This window comes from Autumnicola tepida (assembly GCF_031846485.1).
GTDB classification, from domain to species: domain Bacteria; phylum Bacteroidota; class Bacteroidia; order Flavobacteriales; family Flavobacteriaceae; genus Autumnicola; species Autumnicola tepida.
This window is the reverse complement of record NZ_JAVRHQ010000002.1, coordinates 161,540-183,317: the sequence shown is the minus strand read 5'-3', so window position 1 is coordinate 183,317 and position 21,778 is coordinate 161,540. Positions and strand designations below refer to the sequence as shown.

General features: G+C 40.6%; 16 protein-coding genes. 7 read left to right on the top strand and 9 right to left on the bottom strand.

The annotated features are described in order from the left end of the window. Positions 1–61 precede the first annotated feature (61 nt). Together RM553_RS03435 and RM553_RS03430 are read left to right on the top strand one after the other, a co-directional pair. Positions 62–1,264 carry a DUF2062 domain-containing protein gene (locus RM553_RS03435; RefSeq protein ID WP_311533584.1) on the top strand — a complete coding sequence of 401 codons (1,203 nt, stop codon included), beginning with the start codon at positions 62–64 and terminating at the stop codon, positions 1,262–1,264. Next, positions 1,265–4,261: an MMPL family transporter gene (locus RM553_RS03430; RefSeq protein WP_311533583.1), complete on the top strand. Its 2,997-nt coding sequence runs from the start codon at positions 1,265–1,267 to the stop codon at positions 4,259–4,261. Between the two features lie 113 nt (positions 4,262–4,374). Here the strand turns inward: RM553_RS03430 and RM553_RS03425 are convergent, their stop codons facing one another. From RM553_RS03425 to tsaD, 6 genes are read right to left on the bottom strand one after another with little or no spacing between them, the layout of a single operon-like run. Next, positions 4,375–5,556, bottom strand: a complete 1,182-nt coding sequence (locus RM553_RS03425; RefSeq protein WP_311533582.1) for a class I SAM-dependent methyltransferase — start codon at positions 5,554–5,556, stop codon at positions 4,375–4,377. A gap of 11 nt (positions 5,557–5,567) precedes the next feature. Further along, complete coding sequence (locus RM553_RS03420; RefSeq protein WP_311533581.1) at positions 5,568–6,656, bottom strand: AI-2E family transporter; 1,089 nt, start codon at positions 6,654–6,656, stop codon at positions 5,568–5,570. A gap of 18 nt (positions 6,657–6,674) precedes the next feature. Then, positions 6,675–7,193 carry a TrmH family RNA methyltransferase gene (locus RM553_RS03415; protein ID WP_311533580.1) on the bottom strand — a complete coding sequence of 173 codons (519 nt, stop codon included), beginning with the start codon at positions 7,191–7,193 and terminating at the stop codon, positions 6,675–6,677. Further along, positions 7,190–7,834 (bottom strand): DUF4159 domain-containing protein, encoded by a 645-nt coding sequence (locus tag RM553_RS03410; RefSeq protein WP_311533579.1) that lies wholly within the window; start codon positions 7,832–7,834, stop codon positions 7,190–7,192. The genes RM553_RS03415 and RM553_RS03410 overlap by 4 nt, the downstream gene beginning before the upstream one ends. A 48-nt stretch (positions 7,835–7,882) precedes the next feature. Beyond that, on the bottom strand, positions 7,883–8,590 hold the full coding sequence (locus RM553_RS03405) for a 16S rRNA (uracil(1498)-N(3))-methyltransferase (protein ID WP_311533578.1): 708 nt from the start codon (positions 8,588–8,590) through the stop codon (positions 7,883–7,885). 3 nt (positions 8,591–8,593) lie between these two features. Next, entirely contained in the window at positions 8,594–9,616 is a 1,023-nt protein-coding gene (tsaD, locus tag RM553_RS03400; protein WP_311533577.1) for a tRNA (adenosine(37)-N6)-threonylcarbamoyltransferase complex transferase subunit TsaD, read from the bottom strand. 124 nt (positions 9,617–9,740) lie between these two features. Between tsaD and RM553_RS03395 the strand changes: the two genes are divergently transcribed. Then, entirely contained in the window at positions 9,741–14,114 is a 4,374-nt protein-coding gene (locus tag RM553_RS03395) for a translocation/assembly module TamB domain-containing protein (RefSeq protein WP_311533576.1), read from the top strand. Between the two features lie 125 nt (positions 14,115–14,239). On the opposite strand, the gene RM553_RS03390 is transcribed toward RM553_RS03395, so the two are convergent. Next, a complete protein-coding gene (locus RM553_RS03390) occupies positions 14,240–14,569 on the bottom strand; it encodes a hypothetical protein (protein ID WP_311533575.1) in 330 nt (109 codons plus the stop codon). A gap of 360 nt (positions 14,570–14,929) precedes the next feature. Here RM553_RS03390 and pfkA point away from each other — a divergent pair, with 360 nt between their 5' ends. Together pfkA and RM553_RS03380 are read left to right on the top strand one after the other, a co-directional pair. After that, on the top strand, positions 14,930–15,916 hold the full coding sequence (pfkA, locus tag RM553_RS03385) for a 6-phosphofructokinase (protein ID WP_311533574.1): 987 nt from the start codon (positions 14,930–14,932) through the stop codon (positions 15,914–15,916). A gap of 10 nt (positions 15,917–15,926) precedes the next feature. After that, positions 15,927–16,292, top strand: coding sequence for a methylglyoxal synthase (locus RM553_RS03380; RefSeq protein WP_311533573.1), 366 nt, complete (start codon positions 15,927–15,929; stop codon positions 16,290–16,292). A gap of 16 nt (positions 16,293–16,308) precedes the next feature. Here RM553_RS03380 and RM553_RS03375 read toward each other — a convergent pair whose 3' ends face one another. Both RM553_RS03375 and RM553_RS03370 read right to left on the bottom strand, forming a co-directional pair. Further along, positions 16,309–16,692, bottom strand: a complete 384-nt coding sequence (locus tag RM553_RS03375) for a RidA family protein (protein ID WP_311533572.1) — start codon at positions 16,690–16,692, stop codon at positions 16,309–16,311. Between the two features lie 112 nt (positions 16,693–16,804). Further along, positions 16,805–19,519, bottom strand: coding sequence for a putative LPS assembly protein LptD (locus RM553_RS03370; protein WP_311533571.1), 2,715 nt, complete (start codon positions 19,517–19,519; stop codon positions 16,805–16,807). 137 nt (positions 19,520–19,656) lie between these two features. Here RM553_RS03370 and RM553_RS03365 point away from each other — a divergent pair, with 137 nt between their 5' ends. Further along, positions 19,657–20,769, top strand: coding sequence for an N-acetylmuramoyl-L-alanine amidase family protein (locus RM553_RS03365; protein ID WP_311533570.1), 1,113 nt, complete (start codon positions 19,657–19,659; stop codon positions 20,767–20,769). 54 nt (positions 20,770–20,823) lie between these two features. Then, positions 20,824–21,774: an MlaD family protein gene (locus tag RM553_RS03360; RefSeq protein ID WP_311533569.1), complete on the top strand. Its 951-nt coding sequence runs from the start codon at positions 20,824–20,826 to the stop codon at positions 21,772–21,774. Positions 21,775–21,778: the final 4 nt, after the last annotated feature.

Below are 21,778 nucleotides of genomic sequence, written 5' to 3'. Positions count from 1 at the left end.
CTTCTCAAACGATATTGCTATCTGGAATTAAATGATATTTTTGCATTTAAACCCAACCTAATTGAGTAGTTCGCCAATATACCAGAACAGGTTCGACAAGTTTAATTGTTGTGTCCTAATTCCCACTTACAATAATGAGGGGACGCTCGCCAGTGTACTTCAGGACCTTATGGTTTATACAAGTAATCTCGTTGTGGTAAATGACGGGTCTACGGATGCGACCAGGCAAATCCTGAAGAAATTCAATAATGTGGAAGTTCTTCATTTTGAAGAGAACCGGGGAAAAGGTGTTGCGCTTAACCGTGGCTTCGAATTTGCTGAAAAATTGGGTTATTCTTATGCCATAACTATAGATAGCGACGGCCAGCATTATCCTGACGACCTTGATGTATTTTTAAAGGAAATGGAAAGCCGTAAACCCGGCGATCCCGAAATACTGCTCGTAGGGGATCGCAACATGGGGCGCGAAGGCATTCCCGGCAAAAGCTCTACCGGAAATAGATTTTCCAACTTTTGGTATTTGGTGGTAACCGGTACCCAGTTATACGATACCCAAAGCGGCTACCGGCTTTACCCGCTTAAAGTGGTAAATGAACTGAAGCTGCTTACCCGAAAATTCGAATTTGAAATTGAAATTATTGTAAAAGCAGCATGGCGTAAAGTAGAGGTGAAAAATATCCCTATAAAAGTGATTTATGCTGAAAACCGCGTGACACATTTCAGGCCTTTTCGGGATATTGCGCGCATTACCCTTTTATACATGTGGTTTGTGCTGGTAAGTTTTTTTTACATCCATCCGCGCAACAAATACCAGGACTTTAAGAGAAAAGGTTTCGTAAGGTTTTGGAAAGAAGATATTATTAAAAGTCAGGAGCCGCCACATAAAAAAGCTGCAGCCATTGCTTTAGGAGTGTTTATAGGCATTTCCCCGTTTTGGGGCCTGCACACCCTGCTGGTGTTTCTTTTAGCCGCAGTTTTCAGGCTGAATAAGGTTATTGCTTTCCTGTTTTCAAATATCAGCATTCCGCCATTAATCCCCTTTATTGTCTACGGAAGTTACCAGGTAGGTTCCCTTATTTCGGGAAAAGGCTTTAACTGGGGAATAGACCCCGACAAATTTGACAGCTCTGCGGAAGTTTTTCAGGGGCTTTGGCATTATGTTCTGGGAAGTTTTACCCTTGCAGGTTTTGCCGCTTTGCTTATATGGATTGTGTTTTATTTCTTATTTTCGGTTACAAACCAAAAACAGGTTATAAAGCCCTAGATGTATAATTTCTTTCTGAAAATTCACTATTTCTTTAAACGTAAGAAGATTGCGGGGTTTTCTCTTCTTGTTGTTTTGGCAGCTGTCCTGGTATTTTTCGCGTCCAAAATTAAACTGGAAGAAGATATTACGCAGTTAATACCTTCAGGGGAAAGTAACAATGTGCTGCGTAGGGTTTTAGATGAGACACAATTTTCAGATAAAATAATCGTCACAATATCGGCTTCTTCCGAAGAAACACATCCTGACCGCCTTACCCGTTATGCTGAAGAGTTTATAGACTCGATTAATGCAGAACTGCCGCAGTATATTGAAGAAATAGAAGGAGAATTGCCTGAAGAAGGTGTGCTGGAGGTATATGATTTTGTTTACGATCATCTGCCGTTATTCCTGAATTCGGAAGATTATCAGGAAATAGGTTCACGAATAACCGAAGACAGCATTGGCTGGTATTTAAGAAAAGATTACCGCAACCTTATTTCTCCCACCGGCCTTGTTACCAAGGAATTTATTTTTAAGGACCCTCTCTCGGTTACCAACCTTGGGTTAAACAAACTTCGGGAATTGCAGGTAGGGAATGAATATGAACTCTACAACAATTTTTTACTCACAAAAGACCGGCAGCATTTACTGTTATTCCTAAGTCCTACTTTACCGGCTTCAGAAACCAGCAGGAATAAAATCTTTATTAATAAGTTAAAGGAAATCCAGTCTTCCCTGGATAAAAAATATGAAGAGGTAGAAGGCGATATTTTTGGTGGAGTGCTGTATTCCCTGGCGAATGCCAACAGGATAAAAGCTGATATCTGGATAACTGTTTCTATAGCGGTTGCCCTCCTGCTATTGCTGCTTATCTTTTTCTACAGGAGGATAACCGCGCCAATTATTATTTTTCTCCCAAGTATGTTGGGCGCCCTTGTGGCCGTGGTCTTCCTCTATTTTTTTAAGGGAACAATTTCGACTGTTTCCCTGGGAATAGGAGCGCTTCTTCTGGGAATAAGCCTGGATTACGCATTGCATACTCTTACGCATTACCGGAATAATAAGAATATAAGCCAGCTCTATAAAGATGTTACCCGCCCGGTTTTAATGAGCAGCTTAACAACTTCAGTAGCTTTTTTATGCCTGCTCTTTGTGGATAGCCAGGCTTTGCATGACCTTGGGATCTTTGGCGCCATAAGTTTTGTGGCTACTTCTATTTTTGCGCTCATCTTCGTGCCACTGTTGTATAAGCTTCCTGTCTCTTTGGATAAAGAAAAACCACGTCTTCTGGATTGGATCGCATCTGTGGACCTTCATAAGAAAACAGGACTGGTAATAACAACAGTTTTTCTTTTTCTGTTTGGCCTCCTGTTTTTTACCGGTGTTGATTTTAACAGTGAACTTTCGCGGCTAAGTTATGAGCCGGATGAGGTGCAAAATGCCGAAGGGAAAATTTTAGAAATTGCAGGAAGATCTGGAGAGACTATTTTTTTGGTAAGCTACGGCAGCAATGTAGACGAAGCCCTGCTCCATAATTATAACCTGTATTCCAGGCTGCAAGAAATGCAGGAAGAGGGAAAAATTGAAAATTTCAGCAGTATTGGGGGAGTGGTGCTTTCTACAAATACCCAAACTGCCAAAATCTCCAATTGGGATGAATTTTGGAACGGAGGCAAAAAAGAGCAGCTAAAACAAGACCTAATTGAGCAGTCGGAAGATTTTGGATTCAAGGAAGAGAGTTTTAATACGTTTTACCGGCAATTAGAAAAAGATTTCAACCCAATCTTGCTGGATGATTATAGAAACACAGCCAACTTATATCTTAATGATTTTATTTCGGTGAGTCCTGATTTTGCCACGGTTACCACTACCGTTAATCTTCCTGAAGGTAGTTCCCTGAATTTTTCAGAAGAACTGGAAGATATTGAAGGCATTGTTGTAGTAGATAAAAACGAAATAAGCCAGGCTTTTCTGGGTAACCTTAAAAATGAATTTAACCAGCTGATTGGCATTTCTATTTTTGCCGTTTTCCTGGTCCTTCTTCTTTTTTATAAAAATCTCGAGCTTAGTATCCTTACCATTTTACCTGTAGCCATAACCTGGGTGATTTCATTGGGGATCATGAGCGTTTTGGGTATCGAATTTAATATCCTGAACATTATAATTTCCACTTTTATATTTGGCCTTGGGCTGGATTACAGCATATTTATTACCAATGGGGCTTTAAAGGAATATGAAGAGGGCAGGCCGGCCCTTAAAACTTACCGTACTTCAATTTTAATTTCGGTGCTTACAACCTTAATGGGAATAGGAGCGCTTGTTTTTGCCAAACATCCTGCATTAAGGTCGGTTTCCGTGGTTTCTGCGATTGGTGTGCTGACTGCAGTTTTTGTGGCCTTTGTTTTCCAGGCTTTTATTTTCGATTTTCTGTTTCATAGAAGGGCAAAAAAAGGATTGGCACCTTTCCGGCTGAGAAATCTTGTTTCCAATCCCGAAAAGAAAGTTTCCTTTAAAAACCAGTTATACTTTAAAAAACTGGTACTGGACAATTACCGCTTTAAATCGGTTTACGGCCTTATGCGGAAAACATTTTCAGAAGAAAGAGAGCGTTTCTTAAGGATTTCAGGATTTATAGAAGATAAAGAAAACCTGGCAATCTATAATTCCGGTTACGGGATGCTCGCCATTTACTTAAGTTATAAACACCCGGAGAACCGCATTACAGGTTTTGAAACGGAAGAATCAAAACTTAGAATATCAAAGAATGCTTTTAGGAACGGGCATGAATTGCTAAGCTTTACTGATGAAATTTCTGCACTAAAAGACGCCCAGATCTATATAATTGAACGCTATGCTACTGATATTTTTGAAAAGGAGCTGAAGGAAATGATCTCGAAATCTGCCAGGAAAGTTATTATTCTTGATCCTGAATATTCTTACAGATGGATCCTGGACCTGAATTTTGAAATTACTTACCGCCAAAATAATATTATTGAACTCAGCAAACTTTCCTGAAAGTAATTTTTTCCTGAAACAGTTTTCGGTACGTTAAGTCGGGCAGATCCTCTTCATAATTGCGAGGCACTTGTTGTTAACTGAAGCCGATATAGAAAGCACGAGGAGCGAATTTACAGTTTCCTGCAAACGAGTACGATTTTTTCTTCTTTCAGGTTAGTAGTGAAAAACAAATAATCTTTCCCGCCTTCTTTTATTTTGAACTTTTTTCTTATTTCAGCAACAGATTCAGGGAAATTCCTGGTGGTGATATTGGCTTTTTTTCTATTGAACCTTTTCTTTAACTGCGCTTTGTTAAAAACCAATAAATCAGACACTTCAAAACATCGCCCAGGGAATTCTTTTTCTTCCGGGGAAGTATAGAGATGGGAATTTGGATGCAGTTCTTTGGTTGCTGTGACTTCTGCTAATTCGGCAAAACATCCGCTTTTCATAATGGCGGCGTTTGGCTCATAAAGATATTTTTCAGGAAGGGAATATTCCACATCTTGATTTTTTGAAGAAAGTGTTGTTTCAAATTCCTGTTTTCCTTTCTTCTGAAAATTGATGGTTTTTATTCTGATTTCTTCCGAAGAGAAATCCTTCTTAAGAAGCCATAAAAGTTCTTTTACCTCATTCTCTACGGCAACAATATGAATTTCTGCCACGTTTTGGAGTTCCTCAATCCCTGCACTAAGGTCCAGCAGGGGAGAAGTTTTTATCAAAATGTTTTGAGTATGCTCAAAAAGAAGTTGAAGGTTGGCAGGAATATCAGGCTGGCAATCTACAAATCTAAAAACCTTGCCGCCATGTTCGTCCCGGCGGGCAGGATCTGCAAAAATCCAGTCAAAATTTTCAGAAGTGTTCCTGAGAAAATTCAAACCGTCTTTAGGGTGTGGAGTAATATTATTCGCGCCTAAAACAGCAAAATTATGAGCGGCTATTTCAGCTAAATTTTTATTGATTTCAAAATTGTGAACTTTTTCTACTTTTTGCGAAAAATGAAAAGTATCGATCCCCAGGCCGCCGGTAATATCAACCAACGTTTTCCCGGAAATCAAAGAAGCTTTATATTCCGCGGTAATTTCAGAAGAAGTCTGTTCCAGGTTAAGGCGGGGAGGAAAAATTATTCCGGGAGTTTTAAACCAGGTTGGCAGCTTTTTTTCAGCAGTTTTTAATCCGGCGATTTGTGCGGCAATCTTCTGGATGGAAACATCAGGAAAGGGGCTGCCTTTCAGTATTAATCGTGAAAGATCGGCCTTTAGATTATCCCGAATAAACTCCTGAACATCTGCACGTAATATTTCCCTGTTCAAAATACCTGCTATTAAAGATCCCTGGTAAGCCTTTTTACGATTTTATATTCGCTCAGGGATTCCTTTGCGATTACCTTTAATGCCGTATAAAAAGGCACGGCAACCACCATTCCTCCAATCCCGAAGAGAAGGCCGGCAATTAGGATAATAAGGAAAATTTCTAAGGGATGAGAACGCACGCTCGCCCCAAAGATCATAGGTTGTGAAATAAAATTGTCTATTAACTGGCAAATGCTGTAGCCCAGCATTACGTAGATTAAACGCGGTAAAATCACCACGGAAAAGTCGGCCCCGAGGTTGCTGGAAATTACAAAAAGTGCCATTAAAATTCCGGCAAATAGCGGCCCAAGGTAAGGCACGAGGTTTAGAAATGCGCAAATAAAGGCTATCGCTATTGGGTTTCTGATTTCAAAAACGCTCAGTAAAATAGTATATAGAATAAAAAGTACCGTTACCTGCATGGTAAGGCCAACAAAATACCTGGAAAGCAGGATTTTTATCTTATTAAACACCCTTTGGAATTTAAGCTCTTCTCCATGATTTGCAAATACCAGGATACTGTTGATCATCAACTTACTGTCCTTCAGCAGGAAAAAAGAGATGAAAATAATTGAAAATATCGCCACTAAAGTAGCTCCAAGGATGCTGAAAACATTGTTGAGGAATTTTGGAATAGCGGTAATGTCAAAATTCCTGACAAATTCACTTTGCTTGAGTCCTTCAATAATATTTATTTCCTCTACGCCAAGATAACTGTTTATCTGCGTGTTTAGATCGTTAAGGTCACTCCTAAAGGCATCCATGTCTATCCTGCCCAGGTATTGGCTTTGCTCTATAACAATAGGGACAAATACATAAATTAAACCGATAAAAAGGGAAAGCACAAGCAGTAAGACCATAATAACCGCCAGCTGGTTTGGTAACCGCAGCCGATACTTCAAAAATATGACTATGGGGCGGCCCACAAGCGAAATTACCGCAGCTACCGCAATATAAACCAGAACAGATTGTATCTCGTACAGAAAATATAAGAGGATAATAATTCCAACCATTATCCCGGCTGCACGTAGTATTCCGTAAGAAAGTTCTTTTGCGTTCACGGCGTAAATATATTATTTCTAATCATAAATAGTGGTGCTTTTGGTAATTTCGTACAAAGCGATTGCCGCAGCCTGCGCCACATTCATACTGCTGTTATTGCCAAACATATTGATATGCAACACAATGCTGCAAAGGGAAAGGACTTCTTCCTGTATTCCATGCGATTCACTTCCAAGCACTAATGCCAGGGAAGCTGTATCTGTAAAATCGGCGGAATCCAGCGGAATACTTTTATCTGTAATTTCCAGGGCGAAAAGGCTGTAATTTTGTTGTTGGTAAAATTTTGCCGCTTCCAAAGTGGTTTCAAAAACTTCAAATTTCACATATTCATGGGTATTCCTGGCAGTTTTCTTTAGCCTGTTACTCTTAAGGTTTGGCGGAATACCGCAAAAAATTATTTTTTCAACCCCAAAAGCATCGGCGAGGCGAAAGATGCTTCCAATATTCGCTTCGCCGGAAACATTGTCCAGAATTAGAACAAGCGGAAACTGCTTCTTATTAAATTTGGATTGATAATGGGAAAGCTGTGACTTCAATTTTCAAAAATGTATTTTAGGATATTTGCTCCCATTTTCAAAGCTTTTTGCCGCACTTCTTCCGGATCATGATGAATTTCGGGATTTTCCCAGCCGTCGCCAAGATCACTTTCATAAGTAAATAAAAGTACCAGCCGGTCGTTATCAAAAATTCCGTATGCCTGTGGCGGTTTATTATCGTGTTCGTGAATTTTGGGCAGGCCGTTTGGAAAATCGAAGTAGCTGCTGAAAATTGGATGACTGGCAGGCAATTCTTCCAGTTCTTTCTCCGGAAAGACTTTTTTTAACTCTTTCCGCAGATATTGGTTCATCCCGTAATTATCATCAATATGAAGAAATCCGCCGCTTAACAGGTAACTTCTAAGGTTCCTGGCCTCTTCCTCATTGAAGAATACATTCCCATGGCCCGTCATATGTATAAAAGGATACTGAAAAATTTCTGTGGCTCCGGGGCTGACAGTTCCCGGTTTTGGATCTATGGCTGTGCCTGTATTTTTATTGCTGAACTTAATGAGGTTTGGCAAAGCCGTGGGATTGGCATACCAGTCACCCCCGCCGTTGTACTTTAGCAAAGCTATTTGCTGGGCATTGCAGGTATATCCAATTATCGCAAAAAGATAAAGCAGGAGTAGGTTTTTCATTATTGAGATTAATTCCCTAAAAGTATAAATTTTACCCGAAGAAAAAGATTATTCCTGGTTTGCCAGTGCAAAAGTATGGCAGGCGGCTATGGCAGCGGTTTCTGTCCTTAACCTGCTGTTCCCAAGGCTTACCGGTTGGAATCCTTTTTTTAGTGCCAGCCGGATCTCTTCAGGAGAAAAATCGCCTTCCGGACCAATGAGCATTACCGCCCGGTATTTGGCTTTGATCTTGTTTTTCAGCAGGAAACGTTGCTGATCATCTTCACAATGGGCGATAAACATTTCTTCTTCCTGCACCACTTCTAAAAACTCCGAAAAATTTTGCGGCTCATTAAGCTTTGGCATCCTGTAATGCAAAGATTGTTTCATGGCGCTTTGCAGCACTCTTTCAAAACGATTTAATTTTACCACTTTCCGCTCGCTGTGGTCACAAATTACAGGGGTTATTTCATGTACTCCAATTTCCGTGGCCTTTTCCAGGAACCATTCAAAGCGGTCATTCATTTTAGTTGGGGCCACGGCCATATGCAGGTAGTAACCTGGTGGTTCTTCAGCCTGCACGTCAAGAACTTTGGCAATGGTCTGGTTTCCTGCCTGTATCAGTTTTACGTTGAACAACAAACCTTCGCCATTGGTAACCTGCAGTACATCTCCTTCTTTTTTCCTCAGGACCTTCGCGATATGCTTACTTTCGTCCTTTGGAAAAACAATCTGAGAATCTGATTCTGACAGGCCGGGATGGTAAAACAACTGCATATTCTAAAATTTATAACGCGCCTGTGCGGTGGTGGAAAAATCTGAAAAATCCTTCTTCAGGAACTTGTAATGTCCCGCAATTGCAATCATTGCGGCATTATCTGTTGTATATTCAAATTTGGGAATAAAACATTTCCAGCCATGTTTTTTTTCGGCTTCCTTAAGGGCATTTCTTATTCCGCTGTTGGCAGAAACGCCGCCACCAATGGCAACCTGCCGGATACCTGTTTCTTTAACAGCTTTTTTCAGCTTATCCATTAAAATCGCAATTATCGTATACTGTATGGAAGCGCAAATATCTTTCAGGTTTTCTTCCACAAAATCTGGATTTTCCTTTTTTTGCTTCTGAATAAAATACAGGATCGCGGTTTTGAGTCCGCTAAAACTAAAATCAAGCCCTGCTACTTTCGGCTTTGGAAATTGAAAGGCCTTAGGGTTTCCTTCCCGGGCGTATTTGTCAATCAAGGGGCCTCCGGGGTAGGGCAATCCCATAATTTTCGCGCTTTTATCAAAGGCTTCCCCCACGGCATCATCTGTAGTTTGCCCGATAACTTCCATCTTAAAATAATCGGAAACCTTTACAATCTGGGTGTGGCCACCGCTAATGGTTAAGGCCAGGAAAGGGAACTTAGGTTTTTCAAAACCTTCCTCTTCAATAAAATGCGCCAGGATATGCGCCTGCATATGGTTTATTTCAATAAGCGGAATATCCAGGCCCATGGCCAAAGATTTCGCAAAAGAAGTTCCCACAAGAAGGGAACCCATAAGTCCGGGGCCACGGGTAAAAGCGATTGCAGATAAGTGTTTTTTGTCGATATTTGCCTTCACAATTGCCTGGTGAATCACTGGCACGATGTTTTGCTGGTGGGCCCTGGAAGCTAATTCCGGCACCACACCACCATATTGCTGGTGCACTTCCTGGGTAGCGACAATATTCGAAAGTATTTTGCCGTTACAAAGTACAGCCGCAGCCGTGTCGTCACAGGAAGATTCAATGGCCAGGATATAAATATTTTGTTGTGTCATCAGGAAAATAAAAGAGGCATAGAACTTGCAAATTTTGTACAAATTTAAAATATAAAAGCGTATCAAAAAATTCTGGAAAATATTAAAAAGGGTAGTGGTCGCGCTTCTTTTGTTTTTTATACTCTTGCTGATAGTATTTTCCATTCCCGCCGTACAAACTTCGGTTGCCGGGAGACTCACAAGATCCCTCCGGAAAAATAAGGATATTAACATTAATATAGATCGTGTAAGCCTGTCTTACTTTGGAAATATAAAAGTGAAAGGGGTTTATGTGGAAGACCATCACCAGGATACGCTGCTTTATGCGAGGGAGGTTTCCACATCTATTTTAAGTCTTAGAAACCTGTTTAACAACAGTCCGAATTTTGGAAATACCGTTGTAGAAGACCTTCAGCTTAAGATGAAACGTTATGAAGGGGAAGACAGGGACAATCTAAGTTTGCTAATTTCAAAATTAAAAAAAGAACCCACTGGTAAACCTCCTTCACCTTTTGAACTACGGGTAGATGATGTGCAAATCCTCAACAGCCACTACAGTTACCGGGATCAAAATCTGGAGACAGAAAACGTGTTGTTGCTGGACGACCTTAATATTTATGCTGAAGACCTGCTGGTAGACGGAGAGCTCATCCAGGTGGATATAACCTCTCTAAGGGCCGATGAGCGGCGTGGAATTGGCATTACCGACATGAACACGGAATTTAGTTATACTCCGCGCCACATGCAACTGGAAAATTTGTTACTAAAGACAGCGGAATCTGAAATTAATGGGGACCTGAATTTTGATTATACCCGGGAGCAGTTCTCAGATTTTGAAAATAAAGTACAGGTTAATGCCCTTTTTCGGGAATCCACCATTTCCAGCACAGACCTTCAGGTATTTTATGACGGGTTTGGCAGTGGGGAACTTGTGACCTTTAATACGCGTATGACGGGTACTTTAAACGATTTTAACCTGGAAAACCTGGAGCTGGAAGGAATGGACCGCAGTGCGATATATGGTAACCTGGAAGTACAGGGTTCTTTTTCCCAGGAAGCTCAGGATTTTAAAATTTCAGGAGAATTTGAAGAATTTAATTCCAATTATTACGACCTGGTAAACCTTTTGCCCGGTCCTTTACGGGGAAATCTTCCTGAAAATTTAAGGGATTTCGGAAGCCTGAGGATGAGTGGCGAAGCAGTGCTTACGGCAAACTCCCTTGTTGCTGATATCCTAATAAACACTCAGCTGGGCTCTGCCGATGCCGATTTTGTGCTGCGGAATTTTGACAATTCCAGCGCGGCGAACTATAAAGGCAAGCTTATTTTTAAGAATTTTAATGTGGGGCGTTTGCTCGATAATCAGAAGCTGGGAAAAACAAGTTTTAACCTTGATGTGGATGGGCGTGGCTTCAAAAAGGAAAATATCAACGCCCAGCTGCGTGGTGCTATTTCAAAGCTGAACTATAACAATTATACTTACGAAAACATCAGGGTAATCGGGAATTTAAGAAATCCGGTCTTCAATGGAAATCTCGTCTCGAACGATCCAAACCTTAGGATGGAATTTAACGGGCTGGTGGATGTTTCAGAAGATATTAATGTCTACGACTTTGAAGCATCTGTGGGATATGCCGATTTAAATGCGCTTAATTTTATTTCGCGGGACACGATTTCGATTTTTAAAGGAGATGTGATTATGAATATGAAAGGCACCAGTATAGATGATGCCTTTGGAAATATCCTTTTGCTGAACACTTCTTACAGAAACCAGAATGACCTGTATTATTTTGATGATTTCAGTATAGTTTCTTCCTTCGAAGGAAACGAGAGGACCATTGCCATTAACTCGCCAGATGTTATAAGCGGGCAGGTGCAGGGAGTTTTTCAGCTTAGCGAAGTAGGGGCGTTGTTTGAAAATTCCCTGGGAAGTATTTACACCAATTATGAACCCAGGACGATTACCACCAACCAGTACATGGAGTTCGATTTTGATATTTATAATAAAATAGTTGAAGTCTTTTATCCGGAAATAACCCTGGCGCCAAATACTTTCGTCCGCGGAAGAGTGGAATCGGACGAATCTGAATTTAAATTAACTTTCAGGTCTCCTGAAATTGAAGCTTTTGAGAATATGTTCCAGGGGGTGAACCTTCAGGTAGATAATACTAACCCTATTTACAATACTTATTTTGAAGCTGATAGCGTTGCGACCGATCTTTATAATTTTTCAGAATTCAGCTTTATCAACGTTACCCAGCGCGATACGCTTTTTATAAGATCTGAATTCCAGGGAGGTGAAAACAATGAAGATGTATTTAATATCAACCTTTTTCATACTATAAACGAAGATAACAAGTCTGTTGTTGGTATACAGCGTTCCGATTTAAAATTCAAGAACAATGTATGGTATCTCAATGAAGAAGGTAACAAAAGCAATAAGGTGGTGATTGAGGATAACTTCAGGAATTTAGTTATCGACTCGCTGGTGATGAGCCATGAAAATGAAGAAATAAGGTTAAGCGGTGTTATGAGGGATTCCACTTATAAAGATTTTAATATGGAGTTTGATAATGTGGAACTCAACAAAATCACCCCCGATATACAAAAACTTGGGCTTTCCGGAAGAATAAACGGAAAACTGGACCTGCTCCAGGAAAATGGCGCTTATTACCCCAACACTTCGCTGAGCATTGACTCCCTGAACGTAAATGAAATATTGCTGGGAAACCTTTTAGTTGATGTAGAAGGAAATCAAGATTTAACCAATTACGTTGTGAATGCCCATCTTAAGAAACAGCAGGTTGAATCTTTAAACGCCACGGGAAATATTAATGTGGCGGGGAATGTTCCTACTATAGATTTGGATATTGACCTGGAAGAGCTCAATATGGCCGCTTTTAGCCCACTTGGTGGCGATGCCATTGGCAACATAAGAGGGCGAGCAACAGGTACCGCGAGAGTGGAGGGAAATTATAAGAACCCGGATTTTGGCGGACAATTAGTCCTGGAAGATGCAGGATTGAGTATTCCCTACCTGGATGTGGATTACCGTTTCCAGGATATGGCTGAAGTGGATCTTACACGGCAACAGTTTAATTTTAATAATATCAGGTTTACAGATACCAAATTCAATACCCGTGGAATCCTGAATGGTAATATCTCGCATAAAAATTTCACTGATTGGTTCCTGGACCTGGACATTACCACAGATCGCCTTGTGGTGCTGGATACAGAAGCCGAAGAAGATGCCCTTTATTACGGCACCGCTTTTATTAGCGGCGACGCTTCTATAGAAGGCCCAACAGATAAGCTCTTAATGGAGGTTAATGCCACCACAGAGGAGGGGACAGTGTTCAAAATTCCGCTTAGCGATACAGAATCTGCGGGAGACAATTCTTATATACATTTTTTAAGTCCGGAGGAAAAAGCAGCCAAACTTGCCGGGGAGGAAATCGTGCTGCCCGAGGTAAAAGGGCTGGAAATGGTCTTTGACCTGGATGTTACCAATGATGCCGAAGTGGAAGTGGTAATAGATAAAACCAGCGGTAGTACCTTGCGCGGTCGTGGAGCGGGTAACCTGCTGCTGGAGATCAATACCAACGGCAAGTTTAATATGTGGGGTGACTTTATTGTTTATGAAGGAGTTTACAACTTTAAATATGCCGGGCTTGTACAAAAAGTTTTCCGTGTAAAATCTGGAGGAAGTATAAACTGGGACGGTAACCCAATCCAGGCTGAACTGGATGTGAGTGCGGTTTACGACCTGAATGCTAATCCTTCAGTATTGCTGGAAAATCCTACCATAAATCGTAAAATTCCTGTAGAAGTGGTTATTAACCTTCAGGGGCAGATTGTACAGCCAGATATTAATTTTGATATAGATTTTCCAAACGTAAGTTCCGTGGTACGGTCAGAACTGGAATATAAGATCGATGACCGCGCGAGTAAAGAACTTCAGGCGCTGTTCCTGGTTACACAAGGAGCATTTTATAGTGAATTCGGGCTTAATCAAACCGCTATTACCGGTACACTTGCGGAAAGGGCTTCCAGTATCGTAAACGATATTTTTGCAGACGAAGAAGGGAAATTCCAGGTAGGTGTAAATTATGTGCAGGGAGACCGCACCCCAGATCAGCAAACAGTAGACCGCTTTGGCTTGACGCTTAGCACCCAAATTAGTGACCGTGTATTAATTAACGGGCAGGTGGGAGTGCCTATTGGAGGTGTGACGGAATCCCTCATTATTGGAAACGTGGAAATAGATTTTCTTCTAAATGAAGACGGGACTCTAAGGGCCAAGGTTTTCAACAGGGAAAATAATATACAGTTTATTGGAGAGGAAATAGGTTTTACCCAGGGCGTGGGATTATCTTATTCTGTGGATTTTGATACTTTTAAAGAATTACTGCGAAAAATAGCAGATAGCGAACTGTCCAGGGATGAAGAAAAAGTGGAACAGGAGGAAGTACAAAAAGAATCCCTGGCACCAGAGTACATAAACTTTCCGGAAAATTAGGCATTATAAAAATAAAAAAGAGAGTAAAAATTAATTTACCCTCTTTTTTGATTAGTACATCTCCCCAAATGTAACTAACCTAATAAATCTTAAACTGCAGCTAATTTAGCTAAGCTTTAATAAGTTTACTGAAATTGTATCTTTCTCGGACTAAGGCTAAAATCCTTAAGAATATAATTAGCTCTTTTTCTGGATACACCCATCCTTAGAAGATGTGTGAGTATGCATTCTTTAACACAGGTTTTTACCTCTCCCCTTTTTATAAGGTGATTAGATATGCGCGTATAAACCTTTTCGTATTCAGAAATGATTTTGGTAGTAACATCCAGAAGTACATTTTCTTCGAAGTAGCGGGCTGAAAAGTAGTAATCGAAATCTATTTCTGCGGCGCCTTTTAGAGTAGGCTTTGGTCTGCTGGGAACATAAAGAAATCCCTGGGTTGGTTTGTAGTACATAATTATAAGTAGAATGGTTAATTTCTATTTCAAAGTAAATGATTTTTATAAAAACATCATAACGCAATTGCTCATTTAACTAACACTATTACAGGGCATTACACTTAAATAAATCTTAAAAATATGCCTTTATGCGCTTAAATTCTTACATGAAGATCACCAAAAATTTAAGAAATCCTTATTTTACGGCGTTAAAGAAATGTGAATACTAATTTACCGCTATCGGAAAAAAAATGACTTTTATAGAGTGGATGCTGAAAATTAATTTTTTGAAGTTTTCGGGAATATTTTGCCACAAACCTATTTGTATTTAGATTTACATCAATCTTAAAGGTTAATATATTTAAGGATAAGGTTTCTATGTCAAAAAAGATCAGGAAAATAGGAGTAATGACTTCCGGCGGAGATGCACCGGGAATGAATGCCGCCATAAGGGCAGTGGTAAGGGCATGCGCTTATTATCACACAGAATGTGTTGGGTTTTATCGTGGTTTTCAGGGAATGATAGAAGGAGATTATGTTACTTTAAACGCACGTAGTGTACGTAATATCATAACCTATGGTGGCACCATGCTACAATCTGCCCGCTCAAAAGAATTCCGTACAAGAGAGGGCAGGGCGAAAGCTGCTGAAAAATTAAAAGAAGCTGAAGTAGATGCTATGATCCTTATAGGTGGTGATGGCACTTTTAAGGGTGGCCTTGCTTTAAGTGAGGAGCATGGGGTTCCCTGTATTGGAGTTCCGGGGACTATAGATAATGATATTGCAGGTACAAATTATACAATTGGCTACGATACCGCTTTAAATACCGTGGTGGAGGCAATTGATAAAATAAGGGATACGGCCAGTTCCCATAACCGTTTGTTTTTTGTGGAAGTCATGGGGAGGGATGCCGGTTTTATTGCTTTAAACAGCGGAATTGGTGCAGGGGCTGAAGAAATTCTTATTCCTGAAGAAGACCTGGGGCTGGAAAGGCTCTTGAATTCTCTTGAAAGAAGTAGAAGGTCAGGCAAAACTTCCAGTATTGTCGTGGTTTCTGAAGGAGATAAAATTGGAAAAAATGTCTTTGAGCTCGCCGAGTATGTAAAGGAAAACCTTCCTTATTATGACGCGAAAGTTACTGTTTTAGGCCATATCCAGAGAGGGGGCAGGCCTACGTGTTTTGACAGGGTGCTGGCAAGCCGGTTATGTGTTAAGGCAGTAGAATTGCTAATGGATGGGAAACGGGATATGATGGTAGGCATTATTAATAACGAAATAAAAGCAACCGGTATCAGGGAAGCCCTGCAAACCGAACATAAAGTCAATAAAGACCTTTTAAGAATTTCAGATATTTTATCTACCTAGCATATAGTATATGAAGACAATAGCCATAATAGCTCATAACGGGAAAAAAGCAGAAATGGTCCAGTTTCTTAATGAGCACCGGGAGACCCTTCAATCTAAAGAAATTAATCTTGTAGCTACAGGTACCACTGGTGCAAAAACAGAACTTGCCGGCTTTAAAGTTGAAAAACTGCTTTCCGGCCCGCTTGGTGGCGATGCCCAAATTGCCGCCCGTATTGCAGAAGGCCGCATAGATATGGTGATTTTCTTTCGGGACCCGCTGGACAAACATCCGCATGAACCTGATATTTTTATGCTGATGCGCTTATGCGATGTTCATGATGTGCCCCTGGCAACAAATCCGGCAACAGCAGGTTTGCTGATAAAAGGGATTTAGATTAAGGCGTAGTCTTTTATTCTTTTACAGCAATCGCGCTTATCTCCACATTCACGAATTTTGGAAGGTTCGCCACTTCAACGGTTTCCCTGGCAGGAGCAGTTTCCGCATTAAAGTAAGTCCCGTAAACTTCATTTATTTTACTGAAGTTGTTCATATCGCTAATGAAAATTGAAGTTTTGATCACATTTTCAAAGCTCATTTCGGCTTCAGCAAGAATAGCTTTAAGATTTTCCATGACCAATTTTGTTTCTTCCGCCAGATCCTCTGTTTCCAGATTACCTGTTTTTGGATTTATAGCTATTTGCCCGGAAATGTAAAGCATGTTTCCGCTTAATACCGCCTGGTTATAAGGACCTATTGGCGCGGGGGCATTTTCAGTTTTAATGATCTTTTTCATGATTGTTCTTTTAGATTATTTTCTTCTTGCTCTAGCCAGAATGCCTTTTTAAAAAAAATTGATGTACTTTTTAAATTGAATTCTTCACTCTTTCTCCTTCACTGTCTATCGCTTAAAGGCTTCTGTCACGATTCCTTCGTTTTTCGTATTTAATATCACTTAAGATAGAAGATTTAATTCCAATAAAGAAATTCCAGGATTTTCGCTGACTAAAAGGTATCCAGCTAAAGTTTATCCTCCAGCTGTCCAGATCCCTTGCAAATCTCAATTGGGTATAAGTAAACCCCTGTTCCTTTATGTCAAAACCTGAAGAGGCTCCAATAGACCATTTTGGGGAAAGTTCCACATTCCCCGAGAACATGAGGGAATGGGAAGTGATTTCATTTTGGCGAGCATTGTTGCTGTACGTCATGGTATAAGAAAGGCGCAGGTCCCAGGGAATTTTGTAGTTGTACCACTCACTGTTGGTTTCCCGTTCTTCATTACCTTCAAAAGGATCTTCTTCATCTTCATAAAAAGTGCCATCTAGATCGGTACCTTTTCCAAAGAGATCGTCCCTTCGGCCACCATTTCTGTAGGTGTCATTTTCAACTTCATCATCATTTTCGGTATCCTTATCAAAATCCTTGCTTGAGAAAGAATATCCAAAACTTACATTGGCGTTAGTAAACCTGAAGAGGCTACCGCCATTGTTGATGTTTAGCCTGTCAATCCGGCGGTTGTTGTTGTCCAGCGCATAAATATCCAGCATACTGGAAAAATTAATGGTAAGCTTGTTGTCCACTATCGGAATTCCGCCACGCAGGGAAATTGGAGCCAGGCGCAGGGAATCGCCTGCAAGATTATAGGAGGTGCTCATGCTAAAGTTGTTGAGCAGCGTTATCTTCTTGGGTTCTGTGGCTGTACTGTCTTTATCGCGCACTTTTGCTTCCAGCGTGTTACTTATGCTAAGGCCTATAGAACTGGAAAAATTTCTTCCCGGCGCGCCATACAAGGTTCCATCGAAACGCGAATAATCCACCAGGTTAATCTGGGAGGGATCTGCAGCGTCTGGCCTTTCGAATTGGTCATAATACTGGTCAAAAGCCGGGTTCACGTTGTAATTTATCGATGGCCGCATTACATGCCTTATCGCCTGAATTTTCTTGTCTTTCCCAAAACTCTTCATGCCATAAATTGTAGTTCCTATGCTGGCATTAAAATTATAGGTGCGAAAAGCGTCAAAACCTTTAATGGTGTCCCTTAATACACTGTTGGTTTCTTCGTCATAATACCTTTCGTAAGTTTCAAAGACCCAGTTCTCTTCATAACTCGCACCGGTACTAACGCTTAGATACCTGAAAAGTTTGAAGTTAGTAGAGATAGGAACGGAATGTTGGGCTCCGTAAACCGCGCCTTCAAACATCTCTGGTTTAAAGAAAAGAGAATCATAAGTACTAATCCTGTTTTCGGCTCTTAAGTTATACTGAAAATTGATATTTTCTATGATTCCTTTTTTTGCTCCAACCCTGGGTTCAAAAGGATAGATCCTGGACATGCTGGCCGTTAAAGTTGGCAATGTTAGATTTACCACCCCGGTATTGGTATTCTGGGAATGCCTTGCAGCTAGGTTTAAGGTAACCTGCGGTGTCCCTTCAAAAGTTTTAGAATAGGAAACCGAAGAGTTTAAGGTATTGTTCAAGAAATTACCTGTATTGGCTTGATTTACAGATTCCCGGTAATAATCGCTACTTCCTAAATTTACCGAAGCGCTGAACCTGGAAGAAGGACTGGCTTTTGAATCCTGGCTATGGGACCACCTTAAATTATAATTGGAGCTTTGAGCAAAATCTGGAAAACCTCTCTCGCTTTCCAGAAGCCGTTCGTACCTGAAACTAATATTTCCGCGAAAGCGATAGCGTTTGGCGTAATTACTTTCCAGGTTCATAGCGTAACTCCCGTTGGTATAATAATCCCCAATGGCCAGTAGGTCCACATAATCGCTTATGGCAAAATAATACCCTCCGTTCTGCAGATAATAGCCCCGGGCATTACTGTCCCCAAAAGAAGGAATTATAAAACCGGAGGTCTCTTCTTCAGTCATCGGGAAATATCCAAAAGGTAATCCTAAGGGTGTGGGGACATCGGCGATATACATATTTACCAGGCCGGAGACAATTTTCTTGTCTGGAACAAATTTTATCCTCCGGGCATAAAAATAATAATCCGGGTTATCCACATCTTCAGAAGTGGTAAAACGCACGTTCTGCATAAAGTAAACCGAATCATTCTCCCGTTTGGTCACTTCTCCAATAACATTAAACTGGGCTTCCTGGGTGCGGGAATTATAAATTAGCGCCCTTTCCGTATCAAAATTGAAGCGTATGGAATCTGGTTCCACAGTTTTTGGGCCCTGTTTAAAAACCGGCGCCTGCGTGTAAGTGCCCGTGGAGTCTACTATTCCGAAGGCATATACCTCATTTTTCTCATTATCGATAATAATGCGGCCTGCGTTAATAGTCATGTCCCCATACACTACTTCAGCTTCATTATACAGGTACATACGGTTTTCCCGCTGGCTTAGGCGCAAATAATCTTTGGCTTTATAAGTTACTTTGTCTGTTAAAAGCTGGTTTCCCTGTGGAGGGCGTACAGTGTCTGTTAAAATGCTATCCTGCATGCGGATGGTTTGCGCAAGCGGAATGCCTTCTCCCACAGAAATAATAGTATCGCGGGCCGCGTCTATACGAATGCCGCCCAGTGTATCAATTTCCTGGGCGGTTAAAAATGAAGGGAATGACAGTATAAAAATACAGCAAAAAAGTATATGAGGTATATTTGTTTGCAATGCTTTAAGTACTATTTTTGTATAGAGTGGCTTGCTTTTTGCGATTCCAAAATTACATATATTTTTCCACCTGACTTTTGTGAAAGAGTGAAAAATAGTAATTAAAATATTCACCCCGATATTAGCGTTACCTGTTTATGAGAACGAACTTAATTAAACTTTTCGTATTATTCTTTTGTGTTTTTAATTTTAGCACTGTTGCCTTTGCTAATGAAGTTCCCCCTAAAGATCGTTTTGTTGTGGTACTGGACGCCGGCCATGGAGGCAAAGATCCCGGCAACATGGGCAATGGATACAAAGAGAAGAATATAGCGCTAAGTATAATTCTTAAAGTAGGGAAGGAGCTTGAAAAGAACGGGATAGAAGTTATTTACACCCGGGACAGCGACGTTTTTATCCCTTTAAAGGAGCGCACGCAAATTGCTAATGACGCACGGGCAGATTTGTTTGTTTCCGTACACTGCAATTCCCACAGTTCCCAGGCCAAAGGCACTGAAACTTTTGTGCTGGGACTTAGGAGGAGCGACGATAACCTGGAGATTGCCAAGCGGGAAAACTCTGTGATCTATCTCGAGGAAGATTACGAGGTGACTTATAATGGATTTGATCCAAATTCCCCTGAATCTTATATAGGGCTTGCTTTAATGCAGGAAGAATATTTAAACCAGAGTATTCTCCTGGCAGATTTTATCCAGAAGAAGTTTACCAACGAGCTTAAAAGAAATAATCGTGGTGTAAAACAGGATGTTTTTCTTGTATTACGTGAAGCAGTTATGCCAAGTGTTCTTATTGAAACTGGTTTTCTTACCAATAATGAAGAAGGAGCATTTTTAAACAGCAACAGCGGGCAAAACAAAATGGCCGAAGCCATTTCTGACGCTATTATTAACTATAGCAAGAACATTAACCTCTCTACCCTGGAAAGTATCCCAGAGACCGCTGGAAATATAGAATCCACAGCGGTGAGCAATTCCAGCTATTATGAAGGAGTGACTTTTAAAGTACAGTTAGCCGCCGGTTCCAGGAAGCTGGAAACAAAGCCTTACAATTTTAAAGGACTGGAAAATGTGGCGCGGGCAAAGGAAGGTTCCCTTTATAAATACTATCTTGGAGCTACTTCAGATTATCTTAAAATCCAGCAACTGCATCAGGAAGCTATAAAAAGCGGGTATTCTTCCAGCTATATCGTCGCTTTTAGGAACGGGCACAAGATTACAGTTAATGAGGCGTTAAAATCGGGCCTCAATTAGATGTACTTTTCTATTTTTATTTCTAAATTTGTACGGATCCTAAAAAAATAGCTTTTGAAGTATTCTAAAGAGGTAAAAACAGCCATACTTGGCATAATTGCCATATTGATTCTTATTTTCGGTTATAGTTTCCTCAAAGGTAAAAATCTTCTTGATGACAGCAGGGTATTTTACGCAGTCTATGATGATGTTGAAGGTCTTTCCCCTTCCTCTGCAGTAACCATTAATGGCCTTAAAGTTGGGCAGGTAAACAGTATAGATTTTCTAAATAATACCGGACTTTTAGTAGTTAAATTTACCGTAGATAACGATTTTCCATTTTCTGAATCCAGTGTTGCCAACATATACGGGGGTAATATTATTGGAGGCAAATCCCTGGCTATAGTTCCTACATACGAGAAAGGCAATTTGGCAAAATCCGGGGACACCCTTCGTGGCGAAATTGAAGAAGGGATTATGGAACTTGTTAACGATAAACTTACACCTCTTCAGGCTAAGGTAGAAAATGCCATCGTTAGCGCCGATTCTTTACTATCGGGGATCAATAAAGTGTTAAACGACTCTACAACCAATAACATCCAGAATACTTTCCAGAACCTAAGTGCTACTTCCCGGGCTTTTAGAGGTACCGCGGAATCTTTGGAAGGAATTGTACAGGGAAATTCTGATAAAATTGACCGCACTCTTACCAATTTGGACGAAATGTCTACCAACTTTAATAAGTTCTCAGATACGCTGGCGAATGTGAACCTTAGCAAAATGACAGGTGACTTGGAAAACATTATTGCTGATTTTGAAGAAGTTTCCAATAAACTGGCGGAAGGCCAGGGTACAGCAGGTAAATTTATTAATGATGATGAGGTTTATAATAACCTGGACCGTGCTACGAAGCAGCTTGAAGAATTACTACAGGACATAAAACTTAACCCAAAGAGATATGTGCATTTTTCCGTATTTGGAAAACGCCCAAAGGGTTATACAGAGCCTGAAGATAGCTTAAAGTAATATC

Excerpts from the sequence above, each read along its gene's own strand:
- RM553_RS03430 (WP_311533583.1), top strand. The coding sequence starts at position 1,265 with ATGTATAATTTCTTTCTGAAAATTCACTATTTCTTTAAACGTAAGAAG.
- RM553_RS03410 (WP_311533579.1), bottom strand. The coding sequence starts at position 7,834 with ATGAAAAACCTACTCCTGCTTTATCTTTTTGCGATAATTGGATATACC.
- RM553_RS03405 (WP_311533578.1), bottom strand. The coding sequence starts at position 8,590 with ATGCAGTTGTTTTACCATCCCGGCCTGTCAGAATCAGATTCTCAGATT.
- tsaD (WP_311533577.1), bottom strand. The coding sequence starts at position 9,616 with ATGACACAACAAAATATTTATATCCTGGCCATTGAATCTTCCTGTGAC.
- RM553_RS03390 (WP_311533575.1), bottom strand. The coding sequence starts at position 14,569 with ATGTACTACAAACCAACCCAGGGATTTCTTTATGTTCCCAGCAGACCA.
- pfkA (WP_311533574.1), top strand. The coding sequence starts at position 14,930 with ATGTCAAAAAAGATCAGGAAAATAGGAGTAATGACTTCCGGCGGAGAT.
- RM553_RS03380 (WP_311533573.1), top strand. The coding sequence starts at position 15,927 with ATGAAGACAATAGCCATAATAGCTCATAACGGGAAAAAAGCAGAAATG.
- RM553_RS03375 (WP_311533572.1), bottom strand. The coding sequence starts at position 16,692 with ATGAAAAAGATCATTAAAACTGAAAATGCCCCCGCGCCAATAGGTCCT.
- RM553_RS03365 (WP_311533570.1), top strand. The coding sequence starts at position 19,657 with ATGAGAACGAACTTAATTAAACTTTTCGTATTATTCTTTTGTGTTTTT.